Origin of the sequence: Nostoc sp. JL23 (assembly GCF_017115065.1) — a bacterium.
In the GTDB taxonomy this organism is placed as follows: Bacteria; Cyanobacteriota; Cyanobacteriia; order Cyanobacteriales; family Nostocaceae; genus Nostoc; species Nostoc punctiforme_A.
In genome coordinates this window covers 1-15,871 of record NZ_JABXKN010000131.1, presented here as the reverse complement: position 1 = coordinate 15,871, position 15,871 = coordinate 1, and the positions used below count along the sequence as shown (strand labels likewise).

Below are 15,871 nucleotides of genomic sequence, written 5' to 3'. Positions count from 1 at the left end.
GTATAAATTCAGGGATACAATTTGAGGATTAATTTTTGAAGTGTAAATCCTCTTGTTCCTCCCTGCGTTTCCTTGACTCAGTAATTACTCCTGCTTGTAATAAATAGTTAAAACTTACTTTGCAACTTTGCAATCGACTTTAGAGAAATACTATTGAATTAAAAACGTTGGAATGACGAAAAAGCCATCCTCTAGGCGAAAAAAGGATATCCCTGTTCAATCCAGTGACAACACCCCGCTTGCTAGTTATGCGGAGGATATTTTTGAGCAAACAAATTCAGCTACAGCGACAATTACGGTAACTGCTGTTGAAGTTCCAGAGTTGACAGAGCAGGAAGTTAGTGATCGCCTGCATTTAGAGCGAAAAGTCGAAAGAGCGTTTTTTGAGGCAGGGAAGGCGCTGACGGAATTGCGCGATCGCAAATTGTACCGTTCAACTCACAAAACCTTTGAAGAATATTGCAAGCAAAGGTTTGGTTACACGCGGATAGCAGCCAGCTACAAGATTGCCGCAGCGACAGTCATGGACAATTTGTTAACCAATGGTTTACAAAGAGAGGAAATAGCTACGGATGAATTACAGACTCCAAAAATGTTAACCAATGGTTTACAAATTCTGCCAAATAATGAACGTCAAGTACGCCCTTTGGTTTCTTTAGAGCCGGAAGTACAAAGATAAGCTTGGCAGAAGGCAGTAGAGGAAGCGGGTGGTAAAGTTCCAAGTGGTAGGATTGTGAAAGATGTGGTGCAGCGCATCATGGAGCGAACCAGAGTACCCAATACCTACCAACTGGGCGAAGTATGCCATTGTGTAATTAATTTCGCTTAACTACTTATCGCACTTTGACAAACATATCATGGAAGCAGTCATCATATATTCATATTTTTTATCATCGACTCCGTGATTTCTGCGCTGATATCAGGTAAATTTACCCCCGCAGCTTGGACAAGATCCTGACGGTGCAAAAAATCTCGAAAACTCTCATGATAAAACCGATAACGGGGTGGTTGATGGCTTTCCTGTCTATGTAAAAATTGTGCCCATCCATCCAAAACTTCTTGCACAGTCAATGCATTCTGTTTGGAATATTTAGCAATCAATTCACCAGAAACAGCACTACACAAAGTACACATCACATAAACAATTTTGATTTTATTTCTCGGTAAAGGTTTAGCTGTCATATCCATAAGATGCCAGTGGTTTTCATAATAACCTTTCAAACCAATAGGCAATTCATCCAAAGGTTTATCATTATAATAGCCATCAGCAATCGCGTGTATAATACACCGCAAATACATAAAATTGTTTTCGCTCTTTGTCGCTATTTTATTGACAAACTCATCATTAGACATATGGTTTTGTTTCTGAATCCACTGATTCAAACCCTGCTTATATTTATTATTATTTAAAAATTGCCGAATATATTGTTTCACATCTTGAATACTTTCTTGAATTTTCTCTCTTAAATCCAATTCTTGAGTCGAGATACTGGGTGAAATATTCAACCTTTTTTCATTTTGATTATAAGGTCTTCTCGTCAGGAGAAAATAAACACCGTTGGGGATAATCGTTGGTAAATATAATATATTTGCTGTTCCTTCCTGGTCAACTTCATTCAGGGCATCAATAACAATAATTAATCGTTCCCCAGTGGATAATTTTTCCTTCGCTTTAGTAAATAAAGTTGATAAATCCGCATCAGCTACATCTGGCAGATGGAAACGAGCAATTAATTGTTGGCGAATTTTTTTCAGAAATAATTCGGGATGATTTATTCCCTCTGCACGCACATTAAAAAAGCAAATGGCTTCTGGGTTATCTAACACATATTTAGCAGCAATAGAACTTTTACCCATTCCCGCATCACCAATAATTGTGAAATAGCCATTTGGGTTGTTTTGTAAGAAATTTTCTATGGCGCTAAATACAAATTCACGCCCACAAAAAAGCTGTGTTTTTTCATCAATAAGTTGTTTAAATTCTGGTGGGAACTGCCGTTGAGGATACCAGTCTTTAACGTCAACTATATCCGTAGGTTTGAGATTTAAAACCTTGGCAATATTTTTAACTGCTTGTCGTCCAACCCCATTTGGATTATTCTTGGTGCCAATTAAGCGCTTTACAGTATCAATCGACACTATCGCCTGCGATGCTAATTTCTCTTGAGTCAGCCCAACTTCCTTACAAGCTTGTCTGAGTCTGGCTTTACCTTCCTCGCTCGCTCGCACTTTGTCAGATTCACGTATTGCCATACGAATCTGAGATAATGGCTGAAAAGACTGCTCCATCTGCTCTACAAGTTCTGCATACTTCCCACCCAAACGCCTCAAAACCTTCGCGGTAATTTGAGCAAAAGGACGAACCAAAACCCCACTGGAACCATCAACCAACCCAGGATTTCATCAATGAAGCTAATCAACAGATGCCTATACTATTAACTTCCAAGTCAAGATTAATAATTCTTGAAGCAATACTTGTCACTCATGCCAGAAATGGACAACCTATAGATGATTTAGTGACGGCAATTGAAGTAGTCAGGAAGAACGTTATTGAGATAGATATCCAGCCCAATCTCAATTTAGAAAAGGAGCAAAAAACTCAACCACAGAAAACCAAGGATACACTAATTACACATCGTCACCAATACGATTTACCTATTCTGAGCGAAGTTGGTGGTTTAATCACTGATGCCCGAAACCTTATCTTAATTGTGCCTTTAATTGCGGCTCTATCTGTTTTGATTTTGCCTCTTACTAGCCCAAGAATTTGCGATTCTTGGGAGAATGCTACTGGCACTTATGAAAACAATAGCTTGTATTGTCAACTTTTAAGTGATTTGAATCGTTTTTTTTCAAGACTATCAGAAGCTAAAATAAATCTTCTAGCTCTGGCAACAATCGCCGGAGCTTAAGCAAACTAATACAGAGTAAATCATTATCTACTACCCAAAAATATAACATTAATGCTAATTTAATCAGCCTAAAAAAAGCCTTTTTTAGCTGACAAGCCTGTAGAATAGGTATTGTTGACATTTTCAGTATTAAAGAGGAAAAAATGTAAAATTGGAGCGCTTGCATTTTTAAAAGCTGCTCTTAAAAGAGATAAAATATTAATTAGAATAAATAACTTTCATAGTAATTTAAATGACTCGATTTATTCACGACCAATTTGCTAAAGACTATTTGGAAGAGTTACTAAAACCTTATGGGGAAGTAAAAGCTTCTAGCCGTGTAGCTGGTGAGATTAGAGAAATTGATGTTTTATTTTCTCATACCCAACAAGCTAATAATTTAGGGAATATCGCTTCAAGACCAGAGACTTGGTTTTCAGCGAACAACGAAGCAGATTGACTCGGTGCAGCTTCCACAAGCGCCAGCGTCGTACACTCCGTTACCGCAGGTAACTCTTCCTCCAACTCTTCCACGCTTTCGCAAATCAATAGTTCTTTGCAAGGCAAGTTCGACCTGTTTGTTCTACGCTTTGGTAGCTTGCTGGGTCATAGTTATTTCCCTACTGTTGACAAGGGCGCTGTTCTACGGCGTGATATAACTGTCATGCTAATTTGATATTTGTTATTTAATTTTACTTGATAAATTGGATAGTTTTATCCCATTATTTAATTACCATCTTCTTTCCTTTGTAAAAAATATTCCTTTATCCATTCATACATATATGTTTTCTCGGAATTCCATTTCCAACAACCATTTTCGTCAATACATATATCATTTTCCGGATCGAAATTAGAGATATGGAGTGGAACCCTTCTTTCTAAATGTTGTCTGTCTTTACTATTTCCGTGCCATAAATGAAGAACAGAACTAGATACACAACCGACTTGACCAGAAACATCTTCATAAAATTTTTCTGCCCAATTTATGAAGTGATTAAAATGATATTTGGTTTTTCCTAACTTTTTTGCAACACATATTGAATACCAAGCCCCACACATAGCATGTACCATTAATTCGTCTCCTGCTCCAGCTATATCTGCATCATAGAATTTATGCTTTAACAACAAACCCTTCGTAGCTGCCCAGGCAAAACCAGTATGTCCATGCCGACTATATTTTTTGTATATTTCGTTAGGTTTATCTTGATGAATAGAAGCAAAACTTTGCCATATTTTTCCTTCTCCTTTATAGATTTCCCGGTCTTTTGGAAGCTCAATACCGAAATCAAAAAGCTGTACGACAGGAAATATATCTAGAAGCTTCGATGCTTCTACAGCCCATTCCGAGTTATTAAATAAAACATCACAATCTATCCAAGCAACTTTTTTACATGCTGTCGGCAGTTGAGATAGTGCTATATTTAATAGTCTTTCTTTTTGCCAGATTACATCTGTTGCTTTAACTTTGATGATAATAGTATTTTTGCTGGAATTGCTTAATGTGAATTCTTGCTAGTTAAAGGCGCATTCGACAATTATTAAGTTTAGTCTAGATGCCTCTATTCTTTCTCTAAAAGCAGTCATATTCTTGAGCTTTGTCTGGTAGTTACACGAATTAAAATATGTTGTGATAATCCACAAATCTTCAACATAGCTATAAGAGCTTGATGGTGATGCTTCAATCATAAATTCAACTTCTTTAGTGTAATAAAAAGGGTATATCTTATTTCACGTTAGATGTTTTACCTTCAATTTCTATGACTCCAGGGTAAGGTATGGTTTCACCGACTCCAGCAATTATTTCGCTATTGAGCGCTGGATAGAGAACGTCGATAATTTCCAATATTCAATCACCATCTTCTTTTCTTTGTAAAAAATATTCCTTTATCCATTGATGCATATATGTTTTTTCGGAATTCCACTTCCAACAACCATTTTCGTCAATAGATATATCATTTTTCGGATCGAAATTAGAGATATGAAGTTGAATATTTCTTTCAAGATGTTGTCTGTCTTTACTATCTCCGTGCCATAAATGAAAAACAGAACCGGATACACAACCGACTTGACCAGAAACATCTTTATAAAAATTTTCTGCCCAATTTATGAAGTAATTAAAATGATATTTGCTTTTTCCTAAATTTCTGGCAACACATATTGAATACCAAGCTCCACACATAGCATGTACCATATATTCGTCTCCTCCTCCAACTATAGCTGCGTCATATAATTTATGCTTTAACAACAAATCCTTCCTAGCTGCCCAGGCAAAACCACTATGTCCATGATTGATATATCCTTTGTATATGTGGTTAGGTTTATCTTGATAAATAGAAGCAAAACTTTGCCATATTTCTCCTTCTCCTCTATATATTTCCTGGTCTTTTGGTAGCCTAATGCCGATCTCAAAAAGCTGTATGACAGGAAATATATCTAAAAGCTTCGATGCTTCTACAGCCCATTCCGAGTTATTAAATAAAAGATCGCAGTCTATCCAAGCAACTTTTTTACACGCTGTCGGCAGTTGAGATAGTGCTATATTTAATAGTCTTTCTTTTTGCCACATTACATCTGTTGCTTTAACTTTGATGATAATAGTATCTTTGCTGGAATTATTTAATGTGAATTCTTGCTCGTTAAAGGCGCATTCAACAATTATTAATTTTAGTCTAGATGCCTCTATTCTTTCTCTAAAATTAGTCATATTCTTGAGCTTTGTCTGATAGTTACAGGAATTAAAATATGTTGTGATAATCCATAAATATTCAAATCTTCAACATAACTATAAGAGCTTGATGGTAATACTTCAATCATAAATTCAACTTCTTTAATTTAACGAAAGGAGTATAGCTTATTTCACATTAGCACGTTGTCAAATCTCGGAAATTTCTATATAAGAAAATATCAAGCGAGCGTTGGCTAACTATTTATTAATCACTACTATTGAGATAAAACAGCTTATTCAAGTTTACAAAATATTGGGCTTTACACTAAATACTCTTGTGTTGAAGGCGACGAAATATCCTTCTCTACATAACTTCATATCTCCAGTTATCATGGTTTAGAATACTTAATCTTACGTTCTCTGAAACAGAAGCCGATGCACCAGAAGACATCGCACAAGTTTTCGGTCTACTGTTCTTGTGAGCATCAGCTTGACAACCAGCTTTCAATTAAGTCGCAGGCTGCCATTAAACCCTGTTCGGCATTAATTTTCTTACCAACTTCAACAGCCCGTTTTTTATAGTCAGGTGTCAATACTTTTTTATCTAAAACATTAGCAACTCTATCTGCTGTCAGCTTCTCTGTATCCATAGCAGTTCCGACTTTTAATTTTTGTACCTGTAAGGCGTTAAAAAATTGATCGAAAGCAAAAGGTTCCACCAGCACAGGACAGCCATTACGCAATGACCGTGCGATCGTCCCAATTCCGCCATGAACGATAGCGGCGGCGGCACGGGAAAACAACCAATCGTGCGCTATAAAACCATTAGCAAATATGACGTTATCCCGATCGATATCTGATGGTAAATGACTTTGATTAAAGTCTGCCCAGCCTTGATGAATTAAAATTCGCCGACCTAATTTAGCCACAGCACGGACGTGAACTTCCACAATTTCTTGAGGATTTTCCAGAGGTTGACTACTATATGAAAGTACTAAAGGTTTAGGTTCCTGCTCAACAAATTCCTTAATCTCTTCGCTGGGTTTGCCGCCGCTCCAATCTGAATCTTCATAAAACCAGAAACCTGTTTGATGTACGTGAGAATATTCTGGAGATAATTGGCAAAAATGGTGACTGGCAGCCAAAATAAAGCGCTTTGAATTTTCGGTATTTAGCCAACTTTTGTAAAAAGGATGATATTCAATTTTTGTGTCAGAAAATCCCTGAGAAAATTGAGTCACACGAGCTCGAACCCAGTAAATATCATAAACATCTACTATTACAGCGGCAAATATATCTTGCTCAGAATCAGAAATTAACATATCTGCACCGTGACATACCTTTAACAGAGGTGTTGCACCATCTATTATGTCATCCTTGTTTTTCACAGATTTTGTTTTGTCTTTTGACTTAGCCTTCAATAAAGGCAATTGATTCCATAGTTGTGCATTACCTCGCACCTCTTCAGGGCCAACCCTTGAGTGAGCGCTAGTAAAAGCTTCCAGTCCAGCTTTTAAAACATAGGAATGTACCGCTTCATTTACCACCATGCGTATTTCATGCCCTCTACTTTTCAGGGCTTTTCCAAGTGCAATATAAGGCAAGTTGTCTCCTAATGTACCGTGAGTTGTGATGACTATAGTACTCATGTATAGGTAGTAGTGAAAGGGATTGGGTTTAAATGAATCATGCGGACATGCAGTTGACAAGAAATTCTGCTAGGGGCAACAAAAATAACCTATTAATATAGTGTTTTGAAATGCTTGGTATTTCCAAAGGATGTGCGAGAGACAGCCCTCCCCGTGAACTTCTAGCACTGGACAGATGAGTTTAGCTTGGCTGGAGCTTGGGATGCGCTGGGCGCAAAGCGCACACATTAGTGTTCGCAAGCCCCTAGTAGATTCTTTCATACTTTTCAAACAATGATTCTAAAATTTCCTTTGAAAGTAGGACTTTCAAGCTTCTCGCGATCGCCTTACATAATTAGCGATCGCTAAAAAGCGCCAATAAAAATAAAGGTTTAGTAGTTATATGGAAAAAAGTACCCTTTATGGCACTTTCTTTAAGGTTGCGATCTATTCTCGGATCTTTCTTAAGATTTGTGAGAGGGAGCGCTCACTAACTACCAAACCCTAATACTTTATTACAGATTCTCTATGAAGCATTTACAAGTAATCAAATGCCAGCTATTTTAATAATATTAAGACTCACGCAACTGGTATATATCTTCGTGTCAATAGCCAAAAGTCAGATCGTGTCCGTTTGAACAATTGTCATCAGGTTTGCTGGGAAGCTTTCCCTCAAGGTACAGAGCGCTCTTGGTAGTGAAGTAATCCCAAAACCTTTGCGATCGCCAAGCTTCCACTTCGTTGCGCTCGCTATGACATATCGTATTCGCTCCGAATGGTAAAAGCGACAGATGGCATTTAATTTTCTAGAAATCCCTAAAAATGCTCTTTTCCAGATAACCATGAGTGGTTAATTCTCAAGACTTGCTAAAACTCAATCTTAATCAACTTTGTATAGCAAACCTTGCAAGATTGTAAAAAAAATCTGGACAATGCATAGGGAGGTTAGAAGGGGTCAAAATACAATGTGCAGCTTCATAGAGAGTTGGTATTAAATTTATCGAATACTTCCGCTAACATTGATGCTTCCTATCAGGGGCAGTTTAGGCAGTTTAAGCGATCCCGATAAACCCTGCTCCGTTGCTCCGGCTGCTATTGCGATCAATTCTTCCTCTGATAGTTCACTATCTAGTAATTCTTCTGAATCTAGTAATTCTTCTGATAGCTCACCATCTAGTAATTCTTCGTTAGTGGTTTTTTGTGAAGAGTTCATGTTCATTTTCCGTTATTATGTACTCCATGTATTAATTTAACAGCTTATTAACATAACAATCAACACTTTATGTAAAACATCCCACTTTTCCCACTTTTCTACTTAACCGAATCAAGACTTACACAAGAAAGAAAAAATACATTGGGCAAAAAGCCTCTAAACTTGAAGCGGGAGCAACGCGATTTTTTGAAGTCGGAATATTCATCGAGCGATGGCTGTGCCAACGTCTTCTCTACCCTTCGGGTTCTGCTTCGCAGTGCGAGAAGCTACGCGTAGCTTGCTTCTTCGTTCGCGTTAGCGTCTGCGTTAGGAGAAGGAGTACGATGAACGCCAAAATATATAACGAAACACAAAGTCATATTTTTAACGTAAGACTGGGTAAAAATTATGATAAATAATCTTAACAAGATAACTCAAAAAGATAGCAAAACAACCGTTGCTCTTGCTGTATCGCTAAATACTTCAGTTCTAATTACGTCACTCTTGGAAAAAGGAGAAGCCAATTGTGCTTATTGGTTATCAGTTCAATTCATATGCAGAGGAAAGAAACATTATCGGCATAGTGCCTGACGCTAAATACAAAAAAGTTTGCGATATTTTCAGCTTAAAAGAGATGATTGCGAATAACCAAAATCGACTTGCCAACCGCAAAGTTTTGTCCAGATTTAACACTAAAAATCCTAGATTTGACTCTTACTATCAATTTTATGATTTTAATCTTAATCAAGTTAGTCTGCTTCATTTTTTCAATACTATCAGTTATAGCTCTATTCCCTGGATTACAACATTTGAAACGTACCTCCCAAGATTTACTTGCCTGATTTCATATCCGCACGCTCGCAAGCTAGAATCAGATTTTTCTGCTCTGAAAACTGAAGCTAAAATACACAAGGCTTTTAAAGCACTATCTGGTGATGCTTGCCACCGCATTATTGCTATGTCTGATTGCAATGCTAATATGCAAACAATGCTTCTAAAAGAATTTTCAGAATATCAAGAAAGCATACAAAGCAAACTGATAGTTATGCATCCGCCGCAAAGATTGCTGATCCACAAATATGAAAATAAACAGCTTAACTTAGATGAAAAGATAAAATTTATATTTGTAGGTTCTGGTTTCTTTCGCAAAGGAGGGCAAGAAATAGTTGAGATGTTCAAATATTTAAAAGATAAATATAAATACAATTTTGAATTAACAATTGTTAGTTCTCTTGCTACTGATAATTATGCTACTAAAACAATACTCGCTGATGTTGAAAAGGCAAAGCATCTAATTCAGAAAAATTCTGATTGGATTAACTATTTTCCACGTCTGCCTAATCAGGAGGTTCTTGAGTTAATGAAAAAGTCTCATATTGGTTTATTACCAACCTATGCTGATACTTATGGCTATTCTGTTTTAGAATTTCAAGCAGCAGGATGCCCTGTAATTACAACTAATGTTAGAGCTTTAACAGAAATCAACGATAATAATGTAGGGTGGATAATAAAAATTCCTAAAGATACTTTAGGAGAAGCAATTTACAGGACAAAAGAAGGTAGATTCGTCATTAGTAAATTGATCCGTAAGGGAATTGAGCAAGCAGTACATGAGATATTTGCCGATCGCAAAGTAATTCTAGATAAATCAAACAGATCGATCTCTAGAATTATCGAACATCATTCTATCGAAGACTATGCTTCTAAACTCAAAAGCATTTACCTTGAAGCAATCCGAGCGGACAAAACCTGATTTAATTTCCCAGGATTGTCAAGTTAATGAGGAGGACGGTAGATAGTAAAATCTGGATACTGCCTCTGCTTTGTTCATTGCCCATAATCTACGCTTCTCATCGCTTTGCCAATGAAATCATCAGCTTGCAGTTTGGTTGTATTTTGCCTTCTTTTTAGATTACTGTTCAATTAAGTTGACAATGCCCTCCCGAGCGATCAACTGAGCAAACAATCCTTCAGTAGTTGATAATTCTTGAAAAGTTCCTTGTTGCACAACTCGACCTGCTTTAAGTACATAAATGCGGTGAGCATTGCGGATGGTACTAAGCCGATGAGCAATAACAATTCTAGTGACTTGCAATTTATCCAAGCTTTGACTAACTATCGCTTGGGTTGTGTTATCGAGCGCACTAGTAGCTTCATCAAACAATAAAATTTTCGGTTTGAGTGCTAAAGCTCGTGCAATCAATAGCCGTTGCCGTTGCCCACCGGAAAGATTACTACCGCCTTCACTGACGACTGTGTGCATTCCCATCGGCATGGCAGCAATATCATCTGCTAAACCTGCCATTCGAGCCGCTGACCAAGCTTGGTCCATCGTCAGAGTTGCACCACTAGTAATATTATTAAAAATAGAAGCTGACATTAGCCGACTATTTTGCAATACAACACCTAATTGACGGCGTACAGCATGAATATCCACAGAGGCTAAATCTTGTCCGTCGTAATAAACCTTGCCTGATTTAGGGGATTCAAACCCTAAAAGTAGTCTTAATAAAGTTGATTTCCCACTACCGGAAGAACCAACAATCGCAACGAATTCCCCAGCTTGAGCCTGAATACTAACGTTATCTAATACTAAAGGATAATCATTACCGTAGCGAAAACTGACACGCTTGAGAGCTAATCTACCTGAAAGTTTTCCAGGATCTGCTTGGTTTAACTTAATTTCTGGTTCTGCGAGGAGAATTGGTTTAGCTCGTTGCCACAAAGGCAAGACTTGCAAAACTTCTACAGCTGTATTGCTGAGACTGGTTACTCCATGAATAAAAGTACTAAAAGCAACATTAAATGCTAAGAAAGTACCAGTGGATAAGCTAGGTTGTCTCGATACATACGACTGTTCAATTAAACTAGCAGCAAACCCAAATAGAGCCGCAGTCGTTAAGGTAGGTAGTACTTGATTAATTACAGCAAGATTATCTTCAATACTTTGCCTACCAAGCATTAGTTTTAGTTGTTGGGTATACTGTTGACCCCAGTAAGCAAAAGCACGAGTTTCAGCTTTAGCGACTCTGAGTTTAGCTACTCCATTAATCAACTGTACAACTACACCATAGATTTTACCTTCATAGTTTAATCCCGAACGAGCTATACGGACGATCACAATCCCGAAGATAATAGTCACAGCCGTATTTAACAGTGCGACTGCACAAGCTAATAGAGCTAAGGAAATATTGTAGTATAACAATAATCCAAGATTGAGCAACGAAAACAAGCTAGAAAGAGTTGATTTTAAGATTGTATTCCCCAATCTTTGGTGAATTTGACTAACAGCAGTGACTCTAGAATTTAAATCACCAAATGAAAAAGAGCGGAAAAAAGAAAGCTTGAGATTAAGTAATCGATCCCAAATTGCTGCTTGAATAGAGGAGGTGGCAAAAGTTTCTAGCCTAATCGTAGCCAGCCCTTGAATTAATTGAAACAACGTTGCGCCTGCATTAGCAGCCACTAATCCAAAAGCAACTTGACCCAGTAAAGCGCGATTTGCATCAGGGATAGCTTTGTCAATCAAGATAGCTGTAGCAAAAGGCGTGAGCATTCCGAGTAAAGTAGCTGTGATTCCCGCCCCTGAAATTACAATCAACTCCCTATAATGTCGTTGGAAAGCAAACTGAAGTAAATCAATAGCTTTGGGATGTTTCTGGCTAAAAGGTCGATAAAATATATAAGCATTTGGAATTAGTGTTGCTGCCGTGCGAGCATCTACAGAGACAGAGGCTTGTTCGCTAGGCGAATAGAGTTGATAACGGGTATCAGACGTTGGTAATAATGCCACTGGCAACTTTGTCTTTTCGGTATATGCCAATATAGGGCCGAGATCCTGTCGCCACCAGTTGTCTGGCAATTTAATTTGCCGCACTCGGATACAGGAAGCGCGAGCTAGAGCTTCTACAGAGTCTTTGATTTCTTGGGAATCTTCGGAAATTGCTGGGGGGCGAACTTCAATTCCTAAAGCTTTGCCTACAGCACCAGCCGCGACTAATAAAGCTTGCTGGCTGTCACCTAAATCGAGATTTTTATTCAACGTTGAGCGATTACTTACTTTATCTGACCTTGGTTGCAGCACAGATGCCAATTCTGCTAATGTTTGTGTCATTAACTCGCGTTCAAAGCGTTCTTTTGACTCTAATCTGAGTAATTCTGCATCTATCTTTTGGATAGGATTTTTGATAGCATCTATCTTGCTTAAAGAAGTGGGAGAAATAGAGGAATCATCAGCAACATTAGTTTCTGCTGTTGGGACAATATTAGATTCAAACTTAAGATTTTGTTCGCTACGAATCAATTGCAAGTATGGCCCTTCAATTTGCTGTAATTGCTCATGAGTTCCTTGTTGAACTATCTTTCCGCGTTCGATAACAATAATTTCATCGCAATCTTGTATGGTCAAAAGTCGATGTGCCACAATGATGCAAGTGCAACCACGCGCTTTGAGATTCTGACTGACTTGGTTTTCAATCTTGGCATCTAAGGCACTGGTGGCTTCATCTAAAATCAGGATGCTGGGATGATTAACCAAGGCACGCGCAATTTCTAAGCGTTGTCGCTGACCACCGCTAAGATTAGCAGCACCCTCCAATAGTTCTGCATTGTATCCTTTTGGTAGAGAAGCGATCGCATCGTGAATCTGAGCATCTTGACAAGCCTGAACTAAATATTCATTGGGTATAGTACTGTCCCAAAGTGCTAAGTTATCTTTAACACTGCCAGCAAAGAAAAAGATTTCTTGGTCTACGGCAGAGATAGAATTGACTAATACCTGGCGGTCAATTTGTTCTCTGAGTTCGCCATCGAAGTAAATTTCTCCTTGCCAGAGTTCGTAAAGTCCACACAAAAGTTTAGCAATAGTAGACTTTCCACAACCACTAGCACCTACTAGAACAACTCTTTGTCCTTTTTTGATACAGAGATTAAAATTCTCTATTATCGGTGGAGCTATTTTGCTATAACCAAAGGTAACATTGTGTAATTCAACATCCCCTTGTAATTTCAGCTTGCAAAGAGAAGTCTGGGGCAGAGGAGAAGACTTACCCTGTGCTCCCTTGCCTGTTTTCGGTTCTAACTGTGGGTCAATGGGGTTCTGTAAAACATCATCAAGGCGATTAAGATTACCTTCCATGTCTTGCAAGTCACGTCCTAGACCCATTAAATTATTTATAGGTTCAAGTAACTTATGCATCATGCCTTGGAAAGCAACTAAGATGCCGATGCTCATGGCTCCATCCATGACTCGCAAACCGCCGATCGCTAACATGAGCATAGATGCACTAGCTGATAGAAATGTTGGTAAAATTCCTAGTGTTTGGTTTGTTACGTCCAATTGTTGACGTATATTGATCGCTTTGGTGTAGTGACCTGCCCATTTCGAGAAAAAATCTGATTCTAATCCAGATGCTTTGAGCGTTTCTATACTTTGAAGACCAGAAATCGCTATGCCCTGGACTTTCCCATCCTCTTGCATCATTTTAGTATTAGTATCTGTGCGCTGCCTGCTTACCCATTGCAAAGTAACTAAATTTGTAGCGACAAAGGCGATCGCAATTGAAGTCAGCAATACGTCGTATTGCAGCATGACTATTACATATAGAAATATAGAAGCTGCGGCGATCGCACTAGTAGCTAACTTCCCGGAAAGCAAGTTTGCTATACTATCGTTAAGTTGTATACGACTACTGATTTCTCCTGCAAATCGCTGATCGTAAAAACTGATGCTTAAGCGTAAAATATGCCATAGGAATTTACTTTTCATGCTCGCAGACAGCTTGACTTTTAACTGACGCAGAAATTGCAACTGTAACAGTGTTAAAAATCCATTGAGCGCGGCTGTGAAAATCATCCCTAAAATTAGCGGACGCAACCACTCATTTTTACTCTCAATTAACACATTATCTATAAAAACTTGAGAAAATGCAGGTATGGCTAATCCCGGAATTACTTGCAAAAAACCCGCTAGTACGCAGTAAATCATCGCACCAAGAGATTTTTGCAGACGTGACCATAAACTCAAAATCCTGCTGGGTTTGCGTCCCCCTGTTTGGAAACCTGAACCAGGTTCTAAAACAAGCACAACACCTGTGTAGGAGTCGCTAAATTCTTTCCAAGAGACACTACGCCGTCCAGTAGCCGGATCGTTTAGATAAACTCGTTCCTTGCTTAAACCTTCTACGACTAAGAAGTGGTTAAAGTTCCAAAATACAATGCAAGGAAGTTTGAGATGCCACAGTGCAGTTAAGTCTTTCTTGTAGCCCTTAGTGCTGAGTCCATAGGTTTTGGCTGCCTTGACAAGGTTAAAAGCATTAACACCATCCCGTGATACTCCACAAACTTGCCTAAGTTCCGTTAGCGGGACAATGCGACCATAGTACGCCAAAATAATTCCCAAGGCAGCCGCCCCACATTCTACTACCTCCATTTGGAGTATAGTCGGAGTATGACACCGCTTGCTTTTATGCCTTATTATTCTCTGGAGATTTTGCCACCACATCATATCTAGTTAATGCCAGTCCAGGATTTTAAAAGCGGTAGGACAAAAGTAATTGGGGCGCGTTCTTCTACGGTGACTTGTACAGTAGTAGTAGTACCAGGAGTTACTTTCAACTCAGGCCCTTGAGAAGAAGACCATTTGTAGTGGCTGAAGGTGTTAGCGTCTGATTGTAGTCGGGCAGTAACTTGAATTTGTGGCCCCTGTAACATAAACCCTTGGATGATTTCGGAATTGCCTACAATGCTTAATGCGCTCTCTTTAGTCACTGGATAAGCTGAGATATCGCTAACAGAACCAATAATACCTCCAAAACGTTCTCGTTGTACTGTGCTAGGCGTGATTTGTATCTTCATTCCTGGTTGAATTTTCTTACCATCACCAATCGGGAAAAATGCGACGCTTACGGGTTGCTCTGATGCTTGTTGAGCAGCGATCGCTCCGATTGGTGTACCTTGTTGTACAACTTGCCCTGGTGTTGCAGATATTTCTAAAATTCTTCCAGTGTAACTGCTTTTAATCTGGCTGTTCTCTACTAATTGCACTGTTAATTGAGCAATATTTCGTTGGACTTCCTGAATTTCTTGTTTGCGGTTAGTGTCAGCTTCTAAGTCCTGTTGTTCTGATGTCACCTGTTTGCTATCTAGTTGCTTTAACTGCGCTTGTAAATCTTTAATTGAGTTCAAGTTTTCTAGATATTGTCTTTCGGCATCTACTTCTTTGACATCCAGTTGCTTGAGTTGCGATCGCGCTTCATTAATTTGTTTGGCTGCGTTTAAGTAGTCTTGCTGCGCCTGGAGTACTGTATCACCCGAAATTGCTCCTTGTTGCAATAGTTGCTGGCGTTTATCTAATCTTTGTTTGAAAGTCGGTAGCAGTTGCTCCGTAGCTTGCAAGCTTTGTATTTGGCTAATCCGATCTTGTCGAATTGAGTCTAGTCCCAGGGCAAACGCATCTAAATATAGTACACATATACTAAAGAGTCTAAGAAAGGTA

At 38.6% G+C, this 15,871-nt stretch carries 11 protein-coding genes; 4 read left to right on the top strand and 7 right to left on the bottom strand.

Annotated elements, in window-relative coordinates:
• Positions 1–172: 172 nt before the first annotated feature.
• A complete protein-coding gene (locus HWQ42_RS27400; RefSeq protein WP_334811796.1) occupies positions 173–679 on the top strand; it encodes a hypothetical protein in 507 nt (168 codons plus the stop codon).
• A gap of 191 nt (positions 680–870) precedes the next feature.
• On the opposite strand, the gene HWQ42_RS27395 is transcribed toward HWQ42_RS27400, so the two are convergent.
• A complete protein-coding gene (locus tag HWQ42_RS27395) occupies positions 871–2,253 on the bottom strand; it encodes an XRE family transcriptional regulator (RefSeq protein ID WP_292817451.1) in 1,383 nt (460 codons plus the stop codon).
• A gap of 170 nt (positions 2,254–2,423) precedes the next feature.
• On the opposite strand from HWQ42_RS27395, the gene HWQ42_RS27390 reads away from it, so the two are divergent.
• Complete coding sequence (locus tag HWQ42_RS27390) at positions 2,424–2,912, top strand: hypothetical protein (RefSeq protein WP_292817449.1); 489 nt, start codon at positions 2,424–2,426, stop codon at positions 2,910–2,912.
• A 232-nt stretch (positions 2,913–3,144) separates the two neighbouring features.
• Positions 3,145–3,351: a hypothetical protein gene (locus HWQ42_RS27385; RefSeq protein ID WP_292817572.1), complete on the top strand. Its 207-nt coding sequence runs from the start codon at positions 3,145–3,147 to the stop codon at positions 3,349–3,351.
• 266 nt (positions 3,352–3,617) lie between these two features.
• On the opposite strand, the gene HWQ42_RS27380 is transcribed toward HWQ42_RS27385, so the two are convergent.
• The 4 genes from HWQ42_RS27380 to HWQ42_RS27365 all read right to left on the bottom strand — a co-directional run bounded on the left by HWQ42_RS27380 (position 3,618) and on the right by HWQ42_RS27365 (position 8,397).
• The gene (locus tag HWQ42_RS27380; protein WP_292817447.1) at positions 3,618–4,016 is read right to left on the bottom strand and encodes a hypothetical protein; all 399 of its coding nucleotides are present in this window, start codon (positions 4,014–4,016) and stop codon (positions 3,618–3,620) included.
• A gap of 721 nt (positions 4,017–4,737) precedes the next feature.
• Positions 4,738–5,595 (bottom strand): hypothetical protein, encoded by an 858-nt coding sequence (locus HWQ42_RS27375; protein ID WP_292817445.1) that lies wholly within the window; start codon positions 5,593–5,595, stop codon positions 4,738–4,740.
• A gap of 446 nt (positions 5,596–6,041) precedes the next feature.
• A complete protein-coding gene (locus HWQ42_RS27370) occupies positions 6,042–7,205 on the bottom strand; it encodes a glycosyltransferase (RefSeq protein WP_292817443.1) in 1,164 nt (387 codons plus the stop codon).
• Positions 7,206–8,181: 976 nt separating this feature from the next.
• Entirely contained in the window at positions 8,182–8,397 is a 216-nt protein-coding gene (locus HWQ42_RS27365; protein ID WP_292817441.1) for a hypothetical protein, read from the bottom strand.
• A gap of 505 nt (positions 8,398–8,902) precedes the next feature.
• On the opposite strand from HWQ42_RS27365, the gene HWQ42_RS27360 reads away from it, so the two are divergent.
• Positions 8,903–10,129, top strand: coding sequence for a glycosyltransferase family 4 protein (locus HWQ42_RS27360; RefSeq protein ID WP_292817439.1), 1,227 nt, complete (start codon positions 8,903–8,905; stop codon positions 10,127–10,129).
• A 159-nt stretch (positions 10,130–10,288) separates the two neighbouring features.
• Here HWQ42_RS27360 and HWQ42_RS27355 read toward each other — a convergent pair whose 3' ends face one another.
• The gene (locus HWQ42_RS27355) at positions 10,289–14,878 is read right to left on the bottom strand and encodes an NHLP family bacteriocin export ABC transporter peptidase/permease/ATPase subunit (protein ID WP_292817564.1); all 4,590 of its coding nucleotides are present in this window, start codon (positions 14,876–14,878) and stop codon (positions 10,289–10,291) included.
• 5 nt (positions 14,879–14,883) lie between these two features.
• Positions 14,884–15,871: NHLP bacteriocin system secretion protein (locus HWQ42_RS27350; protein ID WP_292817437.1), on the bottom strand; the 988-nt coding region annotated here is incomplete at its 5' end.